This window comes from uncultured Paraglaciecola sp. (genome assembly GCF_937123705.1).
Taxonomy (GTDB): Bacteria; Pseudomonadota; Gammaproteobacteria; order Enterobacterales; family Alteromonadaceae; genus Paraglaciecola.
Genome location: NZ_CAKZKO010000026.1, coordinates 1 through 19255 on the forward strand (window position 1 = coordinate 1; position 19255 = coordinate 19255).

12 protein-coding genes are annotated in these 19255 nt (G+C 53.3%); 10 read left to right on the forward strand and 2 right to left on the reverse strand.

What is annotated here, in order from left to right; all coding sequences use genetic code 11:
- Nucleotides 1-4092: 4092 nt before the first annotated feature.
- A complete protein-coding gene (locus tag Q0688_RS03750; RefSeq protein ID WP_299073306.1) occupies nucleotides 4093-4632 on the reverse strand; it encodes a tyrosine-type recombinase/integrase in 540 nt (179 codons plus the stop codon).
- Between the two features lie 169 nt (nucleotides 4633-4801).
- On the opposite strand from Q0688_RS03750, the gene Q0688_RS03755 reads away from it, so the two are divergent.
- The 10 genes from Q0688_RS03755 (at nucleotide 4802) to Q0688_RS03800 (ending at nucleotide 18902) form a co-directional block, all read left to right on the forward strand.
- Entirely contained in the window at nucleotides 4802-5383 is a 582-nt protein-coding gene (locus tag Q0688_RS03755) for a hypothetical protein (protein WP_299073308.1), read from the forward strand.
- A complete protein-coding gene (locus Q0688_RS03760; RefSeq protein WP_299073310.1) occupies nucleotides 5380-6414 on the forward strand; it encodes an ankyrin repeat domain-containing protein in 1035 nt (344 codons plus the stop codon). The genes Q0688_RS03755 and Q0688_RS03760 overlap by 4 nt, the downstream gene beginning before the upstream one ends.
- Nucleotides 6415-6496: 82 nt before the next feature.
- Nucleotides 6497-7306 (forward strand): tetratricopeptide repeat protein, encoded by an 810-nt coding sequence (locus Q0688_RS03765; protein ID WP_299073312.1) that lies wholly within the window; start codon nucleotides 6497-6499, stop codon nucleotides 7304-7306.
- Between the two features lie 9 nt (nucleotides 7307-7315).
- Entirely contained in the window at nucleotides 7316-7834 is a 519-nt protein-coding gene (locus Q0688_RS03770; protein ID WP_299073314.1) for an invasion associated locus B family protein, read from the forward strand.
- Nucleotides 7831-8652, forward strand: a complete 822-nt coding sequence (locus Q0688_RS03775) for a tetratricopeptide repeat protein (protein ID WP_299073316.1) — start codon at nucleotides 7831-7833, stop codon at nucleotides 8650-8652. The genes Q0688_RS03770 and Q0688_RS03775 overlap by 4 nt, the downstream gene beginning before the upstream one ends.
- 5 nt (nucleotides 8653-8657) lie before the next feature.
- Nucleotides 8658-10370 carry a ShlB/FhaC/HecB family hemolysin secretion/activation protein gene (locus Q0688_RS03780; RefSeq protein ID WP_299073318.1) on the forward strand — a complete coding sequence of 571 codons (1713 nt, stop codon included), beginning with the start codon at nucleotides 8658-8660 and terminating at the stop codon, nucleotides 10368-10370.
- A gap of 35 nt (nucleotides 10371-10405) precedes the next feature.
- Entirely contained in the window at nucleotides 10406-17458 is a 7053-nt protein-coding gene (locus Q0688_RS03785; protein WP_299073320.1) for a hemagglutinin repeat-containing protein, read from the forward strand.
- Complete coding sequence (locus tag Q0688_RS03790; RefSeq protein WP_299073321.1) at nucleotides 17455-17841, forward strand: hypothetical protein; 387 nt, start codon at nucleotides 17455-17457, stop codon at nucleotides 17839-17841. The genes Q0688_RS03785 and Q0688_RS03790 overlap by 4 nt, the downstream gene beginning before the upstream one ends.
- Before the next feature lie 220 nt (nucleotides 17842-18061).
- On the forward strand, nucleotides 18062-18280 hold the full coding sequence (locus tag Q0688_RS03795; protein WP_299073323.1) for a hypothetical protein: 219 nt from the start codon (nucleotides 18062-18064) through the stop codon (nucleotides 18278-18280).
- A gap of 1 nt (nucleotide 18281) precedes the next feature.
- The gene (locus Q0688_RS03800; protein ID WP_299073325.1) at nucleotides 18282-18902 is read left to right on the forward strand and encodes a hypothetical protein; all 621 of its coding nucleotides are present in this window, start codon (nucleotides 18282-18284) and stop codon (nucleotides 18900-18902) included.
- 71 nt (nucleotides 18903-18973) lie between these two features.
- Here the strand turns inward: Q0688_RS03800 and Q0688_RS03805 are convergent.
- Nucleotides 18974-19255: integrase core domain-containing protein (locus Q0688_RS03805; RefSeq protein WP_299073326.1), on the reverse strand; the 282-nt coding region annotated here is incomplete at its 5' end.

Here is a 19255-nt window from a genome sequence, read left to right on the forward strand (position 1 = left end):
ATCCAGGACACGATCTGGGGCGAAGAAGCCAAAGCTGCTGACGCTGAGGGTTACTTGACGGCTGAACAAAGCTCGGCGCGCATTAACGCTCTGCTCGATGCTGACGATTAAGCTATCCAAGCGAGCGGACAAAGCGCTCGGCAAGATACCAGCCAAGCAAGCCAAACAGATTGCAGCGCGTATCAAAAAGTTGGCTGACGATCCTGAGACTTTGCCTACGGTCGAGCTGAAAGGATACGCGCCATGGCGGCGAGCAAAGTCCGGTGAATACCGCATCATCTACAAGATTGATGTGGATATTTTGCGTGTCGCCTTGGTTGGCAAGCGCAACGACGATGAAATCTATCGTCTCATTGAACGCTTTCTGCGCTAGCCCGTCTATATCCTAACCATTGCACCATGAGAGCTGACCAAGCAAAAACCATCCCCCTTGACCTCTACCTAGAGCACCAAGGGTACAAACCCGCAAAAACCCGAATGGGTGGCCGTGAGCTATGGTATAAGAGCCCCATTCGCAGCGGCGACAGTTCTCCATCTTTCAAAGTCGATACCATCATCAACAAATGGTATGATCATGGCATTGGACGTGGCGGCAACACGCTCGATCTTGCTGTTGAACTATGCTGCTCTTCTGTTCGTGATGCCCTGCGTCACTTGGAACGTACGGGGTTATACTCAGCTTACGGATATCGCCAGGCATCCAACCCCACGCACCTACCGGAGCTTTTGGATCAGAGACGCGCTGCTGTTGAAAAAGAAAAAGATGGTGGCACGGCTTTGAAGTTGCTTCACAAAGGGCCGGTTAAGCACCCTGCCCTTCTTCAGTATCTGGACAAACGCAAGATAGCTTCAACGCTAATTGAAAAGTACCTTCACCAGATACATTTCACTCCACCAGACCAGGCCAAAAAATATTTCGCTATCGGTTGGCCTGCTGGATCGGGCCATGAGGCCCGAAATTCGCTCTTCAAGGGCTTTGTTGGGGTTGGAAAGGATATCACCTACCTCGAAGCGCCTAACAGTTCTGTATGCGCCGTTTTTGAGGGTTTTTTCGATTTCTTGGCTTACCTAAGTTTTCACAATCATTCTGAGCCACCATTTTCGGTGGTTGTGCTCAACTCAGGCGCTCTCAAGACTCGTGCTGTAGCTCAGGTACTTGAAGGCAAGTATGATGAGGTTCGTTTGTTTTTGGATAATGACCAGGCGGGTGATGCGGGAACAACTTACTTCCAGGAGCTTTTGGGGACGATTTCAGTTGATGACTGTCGTGACCAGTATCGTGGGTTTAAGGATTTCAATGAAATGACCATGAGTGACAGCCCTGGTTTTTCTTTTTCATCGTAGATGTTTACCTGCCCAAACATTTGTTTGAGCGTCTGTTAGGAAAGTTTTCCACAATGATTTCGGGGCTAAGAATTAGGTTAAAGGTTAATAATGCGGCTGAAAAAGAGGTTGGGTTTTGTGGTTTTGTTTTAAGATCAGTATCTTCTGAGGTGGTAGCGTGAATCAGAACCCTGTAAATTTGGCTCGTAGCGTGAACCAGAACCCTATGTTCGACCCTGTGTAGCGTGAACCAAAACCCTACATTGGAGCAATTTGTGTTCTAGCGTGAACCAGAACCCTACATTTTGTGGCCTCGATCATATGAAACGTGAACCAGAACCCTAGGTTTTCATGTATAACCCGCTCTAGCGTGAACCAGAACCCTAGATTTGATGGTGATCTGTCTCAGACATTATGGGGGTCGTAGGGGTGTAAAATCCGAAACGTGAACCAGAACCCTATGTTTGGCCCTGTGTAGCGTGAACCAGAACCCTATATTATCGGGCGAGTTTTCCACAATTTTGTCTAGGTCTGAGCCTTCAGAAATTCCCTGCGAGCCTTCTCGTAGTCCCTGAGATTTTTGAAGTCGCTCTTCCTCGGTTCAAGCAGAGGGTATCCGGCCTCCCCTTCCACTGCGCCTTCTAGGCGTTTGGAATGAGCATTGCTCTTCACCTGTTCGTGGGTGAAGGCGCGGCTTGGGTAGATGATGAATTTAGCATCAACAACCTGGCGTCGGCGGGTTTCGGGATTGACCGCATGTTCCTTCAGGACCTTCACCTCGGAAACAATATCCAAAGCCTCAAGCGTGTTTTGTACGTATCTCACATTGTCCATTACGCGCGTGTACGGACTGATGCCTGAGTGGTTGATCACGGTCGAAAGCTTGATGTTGTAGGACTTGAACGGATCGGCCTGCGTGAAACGCAGACTGAGGGTTTTACGGAACCAACGGCCAAGGAAGCTGTCGTCCTGGATTACATTATCATAGCCGATTTGACGCCAGTTTTTTGCAAGGATTGACTTGGCGACCAGTGAGTTGAGCTTGATGTAGACGGTGGCGTTTTTGCCAGTCTTACTCTTACTGTCCTTCTCGTTCATGTAGCCGAACTCAACAAAGGGGGAGAAGGTAATGCTTTCCTCTTTTGTTTCGCCCTTCAGCACGTAGCGGGTCTCTGAAAGCACCTGAAGTGCCTCTAGGACTTGAGTGTGATTGTAGGATGGGTGTTTGGTACCGTGGCGCTTCTTCAGCTCTTGCTGGATTTCATAAACGGTTGTGAAAACAACGTAGTTATCAGTCTTTGCTGATGGTTCATCCTCTCCATCAAAGAAAAATCCACGCTCGATGGAAAGCTTGAAGATGATGAACTCAATGATCTCTTCGCGCACCCCTGGGAAAACAGACTTGTAGCCCTCTTTCTGTTCAAGGCTGGCTGGCTTGATGGTGAGATTGTACCCTTTCCCGCGATGAACATAGAACTTTTCAATCGGCAGAGCTGTTCCATCTTCGTTGCGCTTCACCTCCCCTATCGTACCGTCTGGACGGATATACTTGGCACGATCACCGCCCGCCACAAAACGCGGGATAGCCTCATAGAACTCAAAGGCGTTCGTGTAAGGAACGTCCGTGAGGCGGAAGAGCTCTAGTTGGATCGGTTGTTTTCCCAAGTCCTTCATCCTGATGTTTATGATAGGGTTCTTTGGTCTAGCCATGCTTCAAATAGTCAAGGATTAAGTTGCGCAGTACTGTTGATGCCGGTCGTCCATCAAGCTTGCGCTCAAGATCTTCCCATTCAGGCTGAGCCAAGTATGCACTCACCTGCTTCTGGCGCACTCCTGCGTCAGAGCTTGGCTTTCGACCAGGTTTTGCGGCCGGTTTTGGTTTAGGTGTTCCCGGCACGGCATGAGGAAGAGCTTCAACGTCAGTGTTCTTCTTGAAGGAAAAGGCGGTTGCTGGCTGTTTCATGTTCATGATCACATTGGGTTAGGAGATAGCTTTGATCAGGTTGCGAACCTGTTCGAGGGGCTTTGAATAGTGGAAGCTGAAAAGCGGGCTTTCATCGACCATCTGCTGAAGTGATTTCTTGTGCTCGATGGCTCGACTGAAGGCTGTGGACTTCTTGACCTCAAAGATCGGATACTCGTAGTCGAACTCCGCAAGAACGGTCTGCGCCCTTTCGAAGTCCCCTGGCTTGGCCTTGTTCAACACAATGATGATGCGGTCCGTGTACTTCTCGATCTCGGACAACGCGTTGATGGTCACCTGCATTTCAAGTGGTGACTCGTAGATGATTGGGACAACGACACAGTCGGCTTGTTTTGCGGCCTGGATGATGCGTGCATCAGGGTAGCCCCCAAAATCATAGATCAGATTGAGCTCTGGCGGCACTTCAGGAAGGTCATCACGCATTCCCATACGCAGCGCCCTATCCTCTCCCAACACTTCATCAATCGGGCTGTGAACGTCATTTGTGACGACATAGAAGCCCTCAAGCATCGCAATGGCGACGGAGAGTACGGTCTTCCCCTGTCCCCCTTTCAGATTCCAGACAACGATTTTCATAGTGATCCAGCTTAGTTGATATGGTGATTATGGTATCTAGTTTTTTTATGTTTGCAAGTTTTTTCACCATTACCACCCTACCTATCATTATAAGAGTTACTATATCTTTTACCATTCTCACCATTAATATGGTAGGAATGGTAATTATCTTTTTTATGGTAGATATAGCCCTGAGACCTGGGAGGCCACCCCTAGAGCTGCGCAAGGCGCTATTCCCACATCCCCACAAACTGCTTCTCGTTGAACCTGGCATAGATGGCCGTGTTGCTGATCGAGACATGACCCAGGTAGATTTGCACTGCACGGATATCATAGCCGTTGTTGATCATATAGAAGCCGCAGCCATGCCTCAGCATGTGCGGGTTGATGCGGGGCAGGGCGGCTGACTGGCTGCATTGCTCCAGAAGTTTGTTCACGGTGCTGCGGGCGAGGGGGCTTCCGCGCTCGGATACAAAGAGCCAGGGCAACTCGCTCTCACGCTCTCGCAGGTAACGTCTGAGAAGCCTCAGCTCGTCACCAGCAATCGGGTGCATCCCGTCGATACCGTTCTTGGATCGCTTCACGAATACCGTGGCTTGATCCAAGTTCAACTGTTCAAGCTTGATATGGCAGAGCTCCGACACGCGCAGGCCGTGGCGGTAGAGCATCAGAATAATCAGCTCGTTACGAGCTGGGTTCCTGGTCTTTCGTGCTGCCTTGCGTAGGGCCTCGACCTCACTGGCCGTGACCCAGTTTTTCACCTTGTTCATGTAACTTTCTACAAAATATAAGCTGGCGTTCTGTCTGATCCACCTCAAAACCCTAACAAAATAGGGCAGGGGGCAACATAACTTTCAACATTATATTTATTTTGTAGAGTATTTCAAATCCAAAGCTGTTCGAGTAGAAGGGTTTTCAAAAATGATTAATCCGTGACCGATGCCTGCCACATTTGAAACCTTCTTCCTATTTTTAAACGCCTCAATTCTCTGGGGCGTTCTTGCAGGTCTGCTGACCTGGCTCCTGCGGTTCAAAACACTGGTTCTGGTCCTGCTGTTGTCCCCCTTGGTGATGGGGTCCTCTTTCCGGCATATCGCCGGAATGCCTGAGTTGATCGGCTTTTATGGCACGTCGCTGCTGTATGGCGCTCCGGGCATCATCGCCGGAATGCTCTATGCGGATTATCAGCGGACGAAGGCATATTTCGTCCGCGTCTCGAAGACCTCGTTCCTGGCTCGTGGTGGGATCGGGCTGTCATCGGTGTATCTGCTGGGCTATTTTGGCCAGAAAATCATCTTTGAAAACCCCATGGTCGAGCTGGTCCTCGGCTACATCAAGGGCGGGGATCGCGCCAAAGAGATCGTTTCTCAGGTCGATTATGACGGGGCGCTCACTGCTGGCGGGGGCATTGTGGCTTGTGCGGGGGTGCTTGCCTTCAATACATACCGGGAACACCGCAGGGCAGGGCGGGCGAGTGTCCCAGCCCTCAAAGAAGAACAAGAAACAGGCATTTCCTCATGAAAAATCCCAAGCTCATTTTCGCCATCGTCCTCGGCGTGGTCTTCTGCTTCGCTGGCTACAATCTGTGGTCCTATTTCAAGGAGCAACAGGCCATCCAGCTCGAAGAAGATCGTCTGGCCGAAGAACGCCGGGTTCAAGGCGAACAAGAGCGCCAAGCTCAGATCGCAGCTGAAGAGGAAGAACGTCGCCAGCGTGAGGCCGAAGCTGAAGCGCGGCGTTTGGAAGAGGAACGCCTTGCGGAAGAGCGGCGTCTGGCACGGGAAGCTGAGGAAGAAGCCCGCCGTCAGGAGGCCGAACGCCTGCGGGCAGAACAAGAAGCGGCAAGGCTCGCAGAACGCATTGCCCATGCCCGCACCCTGGAACGGATCGAAGAGGTTCCCCAGGAGCTGATAGATCAGATAAACGGTCTGTCCCGCCGCTACATTGCTGACCATCCCGACGAATTCCTGACCCGGACCTTTGATGGCAGAACCTTTGGGCCTCGCACGAATTTCGAAAAGCTGATCCAGGGCGGCACCAATACGCTGATGCTCTTCACAGCCATCACGCCAGATACGGACCTGCTGCAAGCACTGCTGGACATTGGAATGGATGTGAATGCCCAGAATGAGGCGGGATACACCCCGCTCATGTTTGCCGCCGCATACAACACGCCAGAGGTTGTCAGTTTTTTGGTGGGGCAGGGGGCGGATATCTCGGCCCAGGCCTATGTCCAGGACCTGACCCCTTTGCATGTGGCGGCGCTCTTCAACCCGAACCCCGATGTGATCAATGCCTTGGTCGATGCCGGTGCTGATCTTGAGGTGGTCACGGAAAACCCTATGACGCCGCTCCTCCTGGCCTGCTCAGACAACCAGAATCTGGAAGTGGCTGAACGGCTGGCGGAGCTGGGGGCAGACATTGAAGCCTATTCCCCCGATGGTCTCACGGCCAAAGGACTATGCGAACAGCGCATCCGTGGGGAAGGGGATCGGTACATCAAGATCACCGATGAGGTGAACGAGCGGATCATATCACGGCTTACACCATGAGTGCTTATCTTCCATCTTCCCCCTTAACGTGTGGTAACAAATGCGTTAAGGAAAACGCGACGAATTCGGAAAGGTTATTTCTATGCAGATATTTAGAGGTTTTTTGGCAATTGGGTTTTGCATGGGATTGTCGGTGCCTGTGATGGCGGATGTTGCGAAGGGTATTGAGACGCTGGAAGCGGGTGATGTTCAGGGGGCCGTGCAGGAATTCCAGGCGGCATTTGAAGCGGGTGATGCTGATGGTGCGTTTTACATTGGCCGTCTTTTTGAAATGGGTCTTGGCACGGATAAAGATATGCGACGCGCGGCGGAGCTCTATGCGGCGGCTGTGTCCAAAGGCAGTGCTCTAGCTCAGAACCGGTTGGGCCTGATGCATTTGAATGGCGAGTTTGTTCTTCAGGATTACAAGCGTGCAGCGGAGTTGATTTGCGCGTCCGCCGATCAAGGCGATGCCAATGGCCAGTTCAATTGTGGGTTGATGTATTCGGAAGGCAAAGGTGTGGCGCAGAACGCTGTTCGCGCTGTGGAATATTGGCAGCAAGCGGCTGAGGCCAATCATGTGGCTGCGATCAACTATATCGGTCAGGCTTACCAGAGCGGCACGGGTATAGAACAAAACGCCGCCTCTGCGTTTGCACAATTCCAGATTACCGCAGCGGCGGGCAACCCGATGGGTTTGCATGAGGTTGCCAAAGCCTATGCTTCGGGTACTGGCGTAGACCGAGATTTGGTGAAGGCCCATGGCTTTGCTAATCTTGCTGCGGTGCGGGGCCTGGACGAGGCGCGTGTGTTGCGTGATGAGATTGCGAGCCAGCTTGATGCGGCGTCTCTGGAAACAGCTCAGGCCTTCGCGCGGGATTGGAAAGCGGTTCCGATTGATCAGGCAGGATAGGTTCTTGTCATGGTTCGTTTGAGCTCTCTCTGGCATTGGTGCGCCGCGTTATTATTCTTTGGGCAGTCAGCCTTTGCGCAGACAGCGCCTGCCCATCCTGATGAGCAGATCTTTACCGATTGGCGAGTACTGTGCCAGTCGGCCGAGGAGACCACCACTTGCCAAATGCTGCAAAGCGCCTCGGCCAGCGAAGATGGGCCTGCGGTATTTCTACTGAGTATCTCACCTGGGGAAGATGCTGGAGCAAACTACGCTGTTGTGACCGTTCCAACTGGTGTTTACCTCGCCCCCGGCATTGAAATCCGCGTAGATCGCCGCCGCCCGTTCAAAGTGCTCTATGAGATTTGCGACCGGGCCGGGTGTCATGCCGGGTTTAAACTATCGGGCTCCGTACTGAGTGCTTTCCGAAATGGCCTTGATGCCAAGGTGCGCGTCTGGACTGCCAAAACCCAGGCGGTTGAATTCCCCGTTTCCTTACGCGGCTTTTCCGCTGCCTACCGCCATTATCAAGAACAGGTCTCCGGATGATGCGTATCTTTTCTTTTTCATCAGCAACACTCTTGAGCCTCGCCTTCGCATCTGGCGCATTGGCTGGGCCGTTGGAAGACGGCAAAACTGCTTTTGATGCGGGGCAATATGAAACCGCCATGCAATCCTTCAGCGAAGGGTTTCGTTCGGGGGATGCGGCCTCGGGCTACTACCTGGCCCGGATGTTGGAACTGGGTCTTGGTGTTGAAGCCGATCCGACATCGGCCATGCGGCTTTACCGCCAATCTGCCGAGGGCGGCAATGTCGAGGCTTTGAACCGCGTCGCACTGATGCATTACCGGGGCGAAGCGGGCGCTGCCCAGGATTATGCAGAAGCGGTGCGTCTTTTTGGGTTGGCCGCTGAGCAAGGCGACCGCAACGCGCTCTTTAATCTCGGCAAGCTCTACTTTGAAGGCAAAGGTGTTGAGAAAGACCCCGCTCGAGCGATTGCCTATTACCGACAAGCCGCAAACAAAGATCATATCCTTGCGCTGAACACACTTGGGGCGTTGTATCGCGCTGGCGCGACAAGCGCTGAAGATATTGCACGGGCACGGGGGTATTTTGAACGCTCTGCTGCCTTTGGCAATGCCGTTGGCTTGTTTGAAATGGCACGTCTCATTCTGGAAGAGGGCGCTGAGCCCGCCAATCAGATTGAAGCGCATATGCATTTGAACCTTGCTTCGGCCCGCTCGCATCCCAATGCACCGCAAGCTTTACAAGAGCTGACGGCAGCGATGACGCAAGCAGATGTGGAAGCAGCACAAGAGAAAGCGCGGGATTTTGTTGCCTCACCGATGAAAGTGCTGACTAAGTGAGAGCGTTGCGCACATATCCTCAGGCCGTTGGCCTTGCGGTGCTGATGGGTGCTGGGATAGCGCATGCCCAGGCTATTCCTCCAGCTGATTTGCGTGCTGCCGAAAACGAAATCCAGCAACAGCAGTCTGCCCAGACTGAGGCGGAAGCGGCCAGACGGGCTGAGCAGCGGCGCACAGGTGGTACGCAAGGAGCGCCGAGCACCGGTGTTGATCCTCTGGCCCCGGCCCCAGGTGGCCCCTGCTTTGAAATCCGCGACATTATCCTCAGTGGTTTTGAGGCCTTCAAACGCGAGCCAGAAGGTTATCGAGACCTCATTGGAAGCTGCGCCACAGCGGCAGACATTGCGGGCGTGCTCAACAGCATTAACCAACACTATCAGGAGTTGGGCTACATCACCACGCGGGCCTATGTGCCGGAGCAGGATGTGGCTGATGGATCGCTTGAAATAACCGTCGTGCCCGGACGGCTTGAAGGCTATGTTTATGGGGATGGTGCTCAGGCAGATGCGCGGATTGATACTGCGTTTCCGGGAGAGCGTGGTGATCTTTTGAACCTGCGTGATCTCGAGCAGGGGCTTGAGAACATCAATGGTCCCAGATCAGCGAGCGGGCGTTTCCAATTGATCCCCGGCGAAGAGCCCGGTGGGTCTTTTGTGCAGGTCCATGTTGAGGACAAACGCCCCTGGCACTTTGATTTGAGCCTCAACAATACTGGCTTTGATACGACCGGTGTTGTCAAAGCCACGGCGAACTTAGGCTTTGATAATGTGCTGGGGCTGAATGACCAGCTGCGCTTCAGCCTGACCTCGACCCCATTTGATGATCGTGGCAACAAGCACTCAGATGCTTATTCCGCGAGCTGGAATGTGCCTGTTGGCAATTGGTCTTATGGGATCGATGTGGGGGCGAGTGATTATTACTTCATCCTACCGGGGATCAACCAGTCCTACCCGGTGGAAGGGCGCTCACATTACGCGACATTTTCCGCCGAGCGTTTGTTGATGCGCAACCAGACAGCCAAGGTATATGCTTATGGCGATCTGAAGCTCACGCGCACGCGGACCTTCATCGACAATAATGAAATTGAAAGCCAGCGTCGCCGTTTGACTATTGGCTCCCTTGGCCTGCGGGGTGAGAGGAGCTTTGAGCAGGGTTCAAAGCTGACCTGGGACGTAGGGGCCAGGTTTGGTCTTGATGCGTTCGATTCCTACGTACTCGACAAAAGCATCGTTGATCCTGAGTTCCGCCTCTTGAAAGCTCGCCTGACCTATGAACATCCGCTGAATGATGCGGGCACGCTCTACAGGGGGACCTTAGTTGCGCAGCTCTCAGACGACATTCTGCCGGGAACGGAGCAATTTTCTATCGGCAGCTGGTCTTCGGTGCGCGGCTTCCATGATGACAGCATGTATGGCGATAGCGGCATTTATCTGCGCAACACAGTCGAATGGGACGCCTATAAAGGGGCCGATGTTGAAGTCCGCATGAATGCGGGTCTGGATATTGGCTATGTGGAGCCATCCGCTTTGCGCAGTTGGTCGCAGGATTATCTTGTGGGCATAAGCCTCGGTGCGGATATCAAGATCCAGAACCAGGCAACGCTGACCTTGCAAGTGGCCCATGCGCTCAGCCGTCCGGATGAAAACCCGCCCAATGCGCAACCCGCGTTCGAGGCGAGTAGAACCGTCGGCTATGTTGGCTTTAAAGTAGAGTTTTGATGTGTTTGGTGGATTTGGGATAAAGGGGTTTTGAAATGGGTAAGCAACTTGAAAAGCTGATCTCCTGGGCCTTGATTGCGGCTCTGACGGTTCAACCGGCCCTTCTTCATGCCCAAAGCATTCAGGTGGTGGGGCCGGATAATGGCCCACGTCCGCATGTGGATCAATCCTATAACGGCACCACGGTTATCAACATTGGCACGCCCAATGGGGCGGGGGTGTCCCATGATATCTATACAGAGTTCACCGCTGATGATCTGATCCTCAACAACTCAGCCACCAATGTGGATACACAACTGGGTGGCTGGATTGAGGGCAACCCGAACCTTGCGCCCGGACAAGCGGCTGATCTTTGGATCGGTGAAGTGGTTGGCGGCAATCAGACCCAGCTTAATGGTATTCTCGAAGTGGGCGGCCAAACCATGGATGTGGTGCTGGCCAATGAGTTTGGCATCACCTGCAATGGCTGCGGCTTTGTGAATACGGGCCGCGCAACACTGACCACAGGTACGCCGCGCTTTGGCTCGGACGGCTCACTCTCAGGATTTGATGTCAAACAAGGCACGGTGACAATCGGGTCTGGCGGGTTGAACCCGGAAAGCCGTCTGTCGCTGACTGATACCTCTCGCGTGGATGTAATTGCGCGGGCTGCGGCGATCTACGGCGCGATGCGGGCTGATCAGCTGAACGTGGTCGCCGGGGCCAATATCGTTGATTACAACTGGTCTTATGATCCTGAAACCGGTGCGGTCACCGGGATTACGGAACAAGCCGGAACGGGTGCTGCTCCTGCTTTGGCTGTGGATGTAGCGGCTTTAGGCGGCATGTATGCCAATGCCATTCAGATGGTGGCCACGGAAAACGGTGTTGGGGTGCGTCTCAATGGCGAGATGGCCTCAAGCACGAATATTGCGCTGAGGGCTGATGGACAGCTGACCCTTGGCGCACCTTCTGGCAGTCATATGCCGCAGATCAAAGCCCGTGAACAGGTGATCATCCGCAATCAGGGGCCATTGCTGCTGGAAGGTTCCATCACGTCCGAGAATGGCAATCTGATTGATATCCGCACCTCTGGCGGCACCTTGACCTTTACCGGCCAGGCTGATGGTGGGGCTATTACTCTCGAAAGTGCAGGGCTTGCCAACATCACGGCGGCAATCACTGCCTCAGACGCGCTCAAGGTCACATCACTCACGGACTCGGTGACTTTGGGCGATGGCTCGGAACTCTCTGCTGCCTCCATTGATGTGGATGCGGTGACCTCGGCGGCGCTCAATGGCAAGGCCACGGCCACAGGTGCGATTACCGTTGATGCAGGCACGGCGCTGACAACGGGCTCCGCTTCTGAACTCTCGGCCGATAGCATTGCTCTGAATGGGCAAAGCGTCACGACGGCTGGGGATGCAACGGCGATCCAGGGGCTGACTGTCACCGCAGGCACAGGCGGGGCGAGCAATAGCGGATCACTCTCAGGTACGGATGTCACGCTGACTTCCGCAGCCGCATTGCAGAACGATGGCAAAATTTCTGCCAGTGCCCTGACACAACTAACAGCGGCCACGACGCTTGCAACAGGTGCGGCTTCTGAGACCTTTGGCAATAACGTGACGCTTTCCAGCGCCTCAGCCACGCTTGATGGGGTCATCAAGGCCGATGATGCGCTCAGCATCACCACGACCAGTGGTGATCTGATTGTAAACGGTACAGTGGCCGGAAACAGCACTACGCTCACCTCAGCTGCTGATCTGACCAATAATGGCGCGATTGCCGGAACGGTCTCAGCGGCCCTTACGGCAACCGATACGCTGAGCACATCCGCAGGCTCTGAGGTGTCTGGCGGTGATGTGGAGCTGACAGGCAGCACACTCACGACTCATGGCGATGCTGTGGCCTCCATCACCCTCGATCTGAATGCCGGGGCAGGTGGACTCGACAACAGCGGCGCGCTGATCGGGCCCGCCACCACCCTGACCTCCGAGTCCGGGATCGTAAACCGTGGCACGGTGACAGGGGAGGGCTTTGCCACTCTGACGGCGGCAACGTCTCTGGAGGCCCGTATCGGCTCGGCTATCTATGGTGATGCCATCGCCCTGAGTGGGCCGAGTGTCATCACTGATGGGGTGGTAAATGCGGGTCAAACCCTGACCGTCACCGCTGGTCCTGGCGGGGCCACCAATAGCGGTAGCCTGAGTGCGCCTGTCACGACCATCACCTCCGAGAGTACAATCAGCAACTCAGGCGTTGTCTCAGCTGGCACAACTCTGACGCTGGACACAGCCACAAGCCTCACCAATGCGGCTACGCTGATCTCCGGTGATGATCTTAACATCTATGCGGATCAAATTCTGAACAATGGCGGGGTGATCTGGGCCAATGACAGCATCACGCTGGCTTCCAATGCAGCGCTTGATCCCGCCAGCCTCGTTCAAAACACAGGTGGCCGGATTGAAGCCTTCCAGGGCGATCTGACTGTTCGTGCGGATGAAGTGGCCAATTTGGGCACAGCCCCCACGATTGGGGCGAGTGAGATCATCAAGTGGTTGGAGCAGGGCAGCTCTGGCCCCACTGATCCGGTGGAAGAGCTCTCCAAGCTGATCGATCCTACCTATCTGGACGGTGATGGTAATATCCTGCCTGCCTATTCGGCGGAATATGCTGCACTTTGGGCCGATGCCATCAATGGCGGCGATACGCTCTCGGCGGACGCACAGTCGATCCTTAAATCCACTGTGACCACACCAAGTGGCACAGCGCTCAAGAGCGATTTTGCAGGTCTTTGGGAAGATATGTTCGCCAAGGCCAATGCCGATGGCACGCCTGATCCAGCTGCCCTCGTCGCCTCGATGGTGGACCCTACGATCTTTGATGTGGATGGGTCTGTTCTGCCTGCACATGCAGATGCCTATGCAGCACTTTGGGTCACACTGGCTTCTGGTGGCAGCTCTGTCTCGGATGCGGTGAAGGATATTCTTGATCCATCTGCCCTTGTTGTAGAGAGCACATCAACCGATCCCGTGACCGGGGTGGTTACCACAACCTATTCCAATGATCTTGTGAGCGACAACACCGATGTCTGGGCCGCGATGAGTGCGGGCTCAGGGGCTGCTTATGATATCGTCAAAATCCTCTATCAGGATCGGTTCAACGATGATGGTGTTTTGGCCGAGATGGTCGCCGGGGGCACGGTTGATATCGAAGCCGATGAGGTGCGTAATATCTTCGGTAATATCTCTGCCGGGGAAGACCTGTTCATTACTGCCAATACGGTAACGAACCAAGCCATGGGAGCCAGTCAGGTTCTTTTGGAGGTTCATAAGAAGCCGGGTTGCTTTACCTGCCATGAAGGCGAGGTGGATTTCTATGACACTTTCGGCGGACGTATCGAAGCGGTTGGCAATGTCTCGATTGCTGGCAGTCTGACCAATCTGACCCTGAACTCATCCGAGTTGTCGCTCCAAGACGTCATGGATGAGATGAATGCCTATATCCAGGAACAGCAAGCGGCGGGGGATGCAGACCTCACTGGTGTTCCTCTGGTGGCGGGCAACAACCTTGAATTCCACGATCAGCGTACCGATGATCATACAGCCCCTGTAGAAGGCAATGGCACGGATATCCGCGATGTGGTCGCGGTTGATACCGGCTCAACCACAACGGTGGATACAGGGGGCGGCACGTCCACTGTCATTCCAATTGATCCTGGCAGCTACAGCACGAGCGTGGAGGTGGTCACGTCCGTTACCCCTACCCTGACGCCAACAGCCCCAGTGGATGCGCTGCTGGCGGCGGGCCTCAATACGATTGCTGAGACAAATCCGGAGTTCACGCAATACGGCAACTACATCACCTCCAACTACATGATGGATGTGGATCGACTTCAGTATCGCGATGACCTCATCAACAACACATCTGAAACCATTCTGGCTGCACTCAGCAAGGCTGATGTGATTACAGATGTTGGCGAGCTGGACTATCTCAACCAGCCGATTGAAATCCCCGCAGCCGATGGCTCTGGCCTGACGACCATCTATCCTGCGGCCACCAGCTTTGAGCTGGATGGCACGGGTGCTTTGATCAGTGGTAGCACGGTCGCAATCTCAGGAGATGCGATTGATAACTCAGGGGCCATCCTGGCCTCACTGGACGCTTCGGTCACAGCCAATAATATCACCGGCACGGGCGGCTCCATTACCGCAGATGCGGGTGAGGTGGCGCTTACCGCCCTCGGCAGCATCGATTTTGAAGATGTGACCATTGACGGAGCCAGTGTCGATATCATCGCAGGGCAGGATTTTACCGGCAAAGGCGTGGCTATCTCGTCTGAGACCGATACCTCGATCTTTGCGGTCGCAGGTGTCACGCTCACATCCCTTGAAAATGAGTATGAGTTCAACCGCAACCGCTTCAGCACAAATCCTCTAACCGGGGAAGTACAGAAGACCTCAATCGGAACGGTCACGGCGCGGGATCAGCTGACTTCTTCTTTGGATGTGGGGGGTGATCTTTCCATTGTCACCTCTGGTGATTTGGCTCTGGCCGGTGTTGCCGGTGAGATTGGGGGCAACACCACGCTCTCAGCAGCTGGTGATCTTCTGCTGACAGCCGTTCAGTCTGAATTTGAATACCATGCGGGTAACGCCAAGAACGGCACTGACTTCCACACGGTGACCAGCCATGTGACCGAGCTGAACACGGGTGGTGACTTCACTGCCACAGCAGGTGGTCAGGCTGTTCTGGTTGGCACGCAGATTGATGCAGGTGGTGCGGTTCAACTCGCGGCTGCTGAAGATGTGGTGCTGGCCGCTGCACAGGACATCTACACCTATGAGACCCGCAGCTCTAAAAAGAGCGGGCTCTTTGGCTTTAAGAAAAAGTCCTCCTCCCACTCCATCACGGAACTAACCAATGAAGGCGTGCGCATTGCCGCCTCTGGCGATGTGGATGTGATTGCGGAAACCGGTGATCTCACCACGGCAGGCACGTCGTTCGTATCTAACAATGGAGATATTAACCTCTCGGCCGTGGAGGGCGATATTTACGCGGGCACCTACACGGATATCTTCCAGGAAGAGATCAAGAAATCCAGCAGCCTCTTCTGGGGGCTGATCAGTTCCTCCAGTCAGCTCAACACGGTGGATCAGTTCAACACAGGGACCGATGCGCTGGCCGCGCTCGATCTGAGCCTCGTCTCCGGTGAGGATACCACGCTGGTGGGCGCAACGCTCTCGGCTGGGCAAAACCTGAACATCAACACAGGCGGCGACTTCTCTGTCCAGGCCGCCATCGACAGCCAACGCTCCGAGTTCTTCTCGTCGAACATGGGTCTCATCACCATGACGACGATCCAGGAGCGCAGCTTTGTTGAAACAGCCGTGTTCACACAGCTTCTGGCAGGGCAGGGGATCAACCTTGGCATCGGTGGCGAAGCAGAGCTGGCCGTCTACACCCAGTTAGGTGTCGATGCCCCGAGCCTCGAAGACCTCTATCCAGAAGAGCTGCTCGCCCTTGAAGGCCTCAATCTGCTCTCCCAGGACCTCGCCAATGAGTACTTCTATGATAAGCAGACAAGCCTAAGTCCTGCGTTTAAGGCGCTCGTGAGTATTGCATTGTCCTTTACCGGCGTGGGGGCTGCTGCTGCATCTGCCCTTGGAGCGACGGGTGCTGTGGCCAGTGGTGTGGGCGCATTTGTCAACTCTGCCATTGTCGGCACGCTTGATGGCATTGTCTCTGGCAACTTCGATCTCGGGGCCATCCTTGAGGGTGCCGCTTTCTCCGGCATCTCAGCTGGCCTGACCGCAGGCATCAATCTCGACACTCTGGGCATCACCGCAGAAACCAACCCTGATTTGTTTAACGGTCTGTTGGGTGAGTTCGGTAATGGAAACCTCACCATGGCCGGTATCCTTGAAGGGGCGCTCGATGGGGCGATTTCCTCAGGGCTGTCTTCCGCCGTCTATGGCACTGACTTCCTTGAAGGCTTCTCAAGCTCACTCGTCAACACAGTGGTCAATCTCACCCTAGCCGATGTGCAGTTTGAAATTGGAGAGTTGGGACTTGAAGAAGGATCATTCCAACACGCGCTGCTACACGGCCTTGCGGGGTGTGCTGCCGCTGAAGCAACCGGGGCAAGTTGTGCTGCTGGCGCTGCTGGGGGAATTGCACAATCGCTGTATGCTGGTACCACAGATGAAATCGGCCGCCATCTAAACGCTGAAGAGTATACAAACAGTGCGGAGTTTATTGGCGCACTCGCTGGCTTCTTGTTCTCCAGTGGGGAGGCCGAAAACGTCAATGTTGCGGCTCTAGTTGCTGAATCCGGTTTTGAGAACAACGCACTGTGTGGAGGCGTTTGTATCGCTGCATTATTAGCCGCTGGTTATGTTTTCTTATCAGGTGGCGGTGATCCGATAGAAGGCTTGCAAACGATTGGTCGTGGCGAAGATTTACTTTCAGAACTGGCTGCCGCAGGAACAGAAAAAGGGATCGCTTTTGCTTCCAGCCACTTCCCTGAAGAAACAGCTGCTGTCATTGAGGCCATGGTAGCCGCTGGTGAAGTTGCAAACGTAGCAATTACCTATGTTGACGACGCAACCGGAAACACCATCAGCGGTACCTGGAATGAATTGCCAACCGGAGTTCAGGACGCGATTAAAGGCGGCGCAATTGTTGCAACATTCGTAATACCCGCAGGAGCAGCGACGAAAATCGGAAGGGCCGTTCCTGATAGAGGCCCGGATATTGATCTGCCACCGCCTGACAGAATATTGACACAGTTTCCTGATGGCACTTTCAGCGTTTCCGATTGGACTGGATACCCATCTGGCGTTCCAAGGCCACCAGAAGGAGCTACTTATAGGCTTCTAACTGGATCAGAGTATGCTGAGGCAAGACGGTTAGCAAATAATGCCAACGCTCAGTTGCGCCGTAGTGGGGTAGTGCCTGAAGGTCACGAAATCCATGAAATTGTTCCGGTGAAATATGGAGGAAGCCCGACTGATCCTGCGAACAAAGTGTATCTACCACGTGGTACACACCGATCTGAGGTCACACCATGGTGGAATAGGTTGCAAAGGGATTTGGAGCGATGAACGACTTTGAGAACATCCCAAACAAAAGCCTTGTTCAACTAAACACTGCGAGTTCTGATTTGTGGCCAGAGTTAGGAGAAGCCTTTGTCCTTAACCAGTTCTACCGGTCTTATTCTCGGGCTGAAGGCTGGTTGGGAAACGGCTATATCGCAATATGGACACAGGATGAAGTGCAAAACTTCCAAGAGGCTAACCTAGGAGCGTATCCCGATAAGTACCATTTTTTTGCTTCTGATGGAGGCGGTACCCAGTTTGGGTTCTTCATAAAGAATGATACAGTATCTTTTGTATCTGCACCTGACATTGGTGACGAAGAAGACGTTCGCGTCTTAGGGAACTGGGAGCAGTTTCTAAAATTGGTTACGGCTGGAGATTATATATGACCTTGCATGGAGAGTGTGTTGATTCGGGGAATTCCGTTGAGAAATCAGGGCTATCCGAACGGCATTCCAATTGAAGTTCGAGAATTCCCAGGAGCAGGGCAGTGAATAAAGAAGAGGTATATTCACACCTGCGATTTCTAGGTTGGCGCATTGAAACTGATGAAGTCGGGGACAAATACGCGATCCGATTGGAACAAGAGCTGGAGGCGGGACATCTGATTTGCTTGTCGATGGTATTCCATATGATGTCTACACTCCAACATCTGCGAACCCAAACCGAATTATTTCGGCGATTGCGAAGAAGAACGATCAAGCATCTGGCATTGTATTAGATTTGAGCAATTCCCCAGTGTCATCAGAGCAACTTGGCAATGTGCTAGCGCGAGTAAATGGCGCTGGTGCCACAAACATTACCGATATCGTGATAATTGGAAATTAAAATGCCATCATTAAAATGCAGGTGCGATAACCGAATAGACTTTGGACAAATTCCAAACCCAAATGAATGGCTTCTTGTATCTGATGTCGCCTATGACAAATATGATGGAATTGTTAACTCCGAAGACCTCTATTCGGAGTTCGAGCATGCGTTGCGCTGCCCAAATTGCCAACGACTGTGGGTTTTTTGGAATGGATTTTCTGAAGAGCCCACGTGCTACGAAGCACAACCAAAAAAAGATCAATGCACAAGCAATAACAAAACGAGACGGGTATATATAGGCTATTCCACAACCCTCAACGGTCGAGAGATGATTCAGTACTTTGATATTGATCCACTCCACGATGACCGATTATCAAAGTTTGAACAAAACTTTGGCTCCCCCTACATTCAACCAGGTTCTTTTGAGGTATATGGGAAGGAAACATACGGGAATGATTTCAACGCGGCATATGTGAAAGACTTATTCCCGTTTGACTTGGAAGAAATAATTCTTTCAAAAATCAGCTTTGATGAAGCGAGATGTGTGTTTTTTGTTGAGACAGAATCGGTCGATATAAAATCTGCGAAAGATGCAACCCTACTAGGTCCAATTGATGTTGAAAAATACAACTTTGAATAATAGTTATATTGAAGTGGTTCCACCTTTTCGGACAGGTTCGCAGCGTTTCTAAGGTGTATCGTGTTTAGGTTTCATGCTGCGTGTCGTTGCTCCAAGCCTGCCCAATATGCGTCATCGGGTGTCTGCCGATCAAGCGCGGAGTGGGGGCGTTTGGTGTTGTAGAATGCCATCCAGTCCTTGATCACGCGCCGGGCGTGGAAGCCATCGTCGATTTCCTCAAGGTAGATGGCCTCCTGCTTCAGAGATCGCCACAGGCGTTCGATGAAGATGTTATCGAGTGTAATCGGCGGAGCAATACTCGGCCACGGTAGCGGCGGCATTGTGTTGTCGCGGGCGGCGTAAAAGTCGGCCAC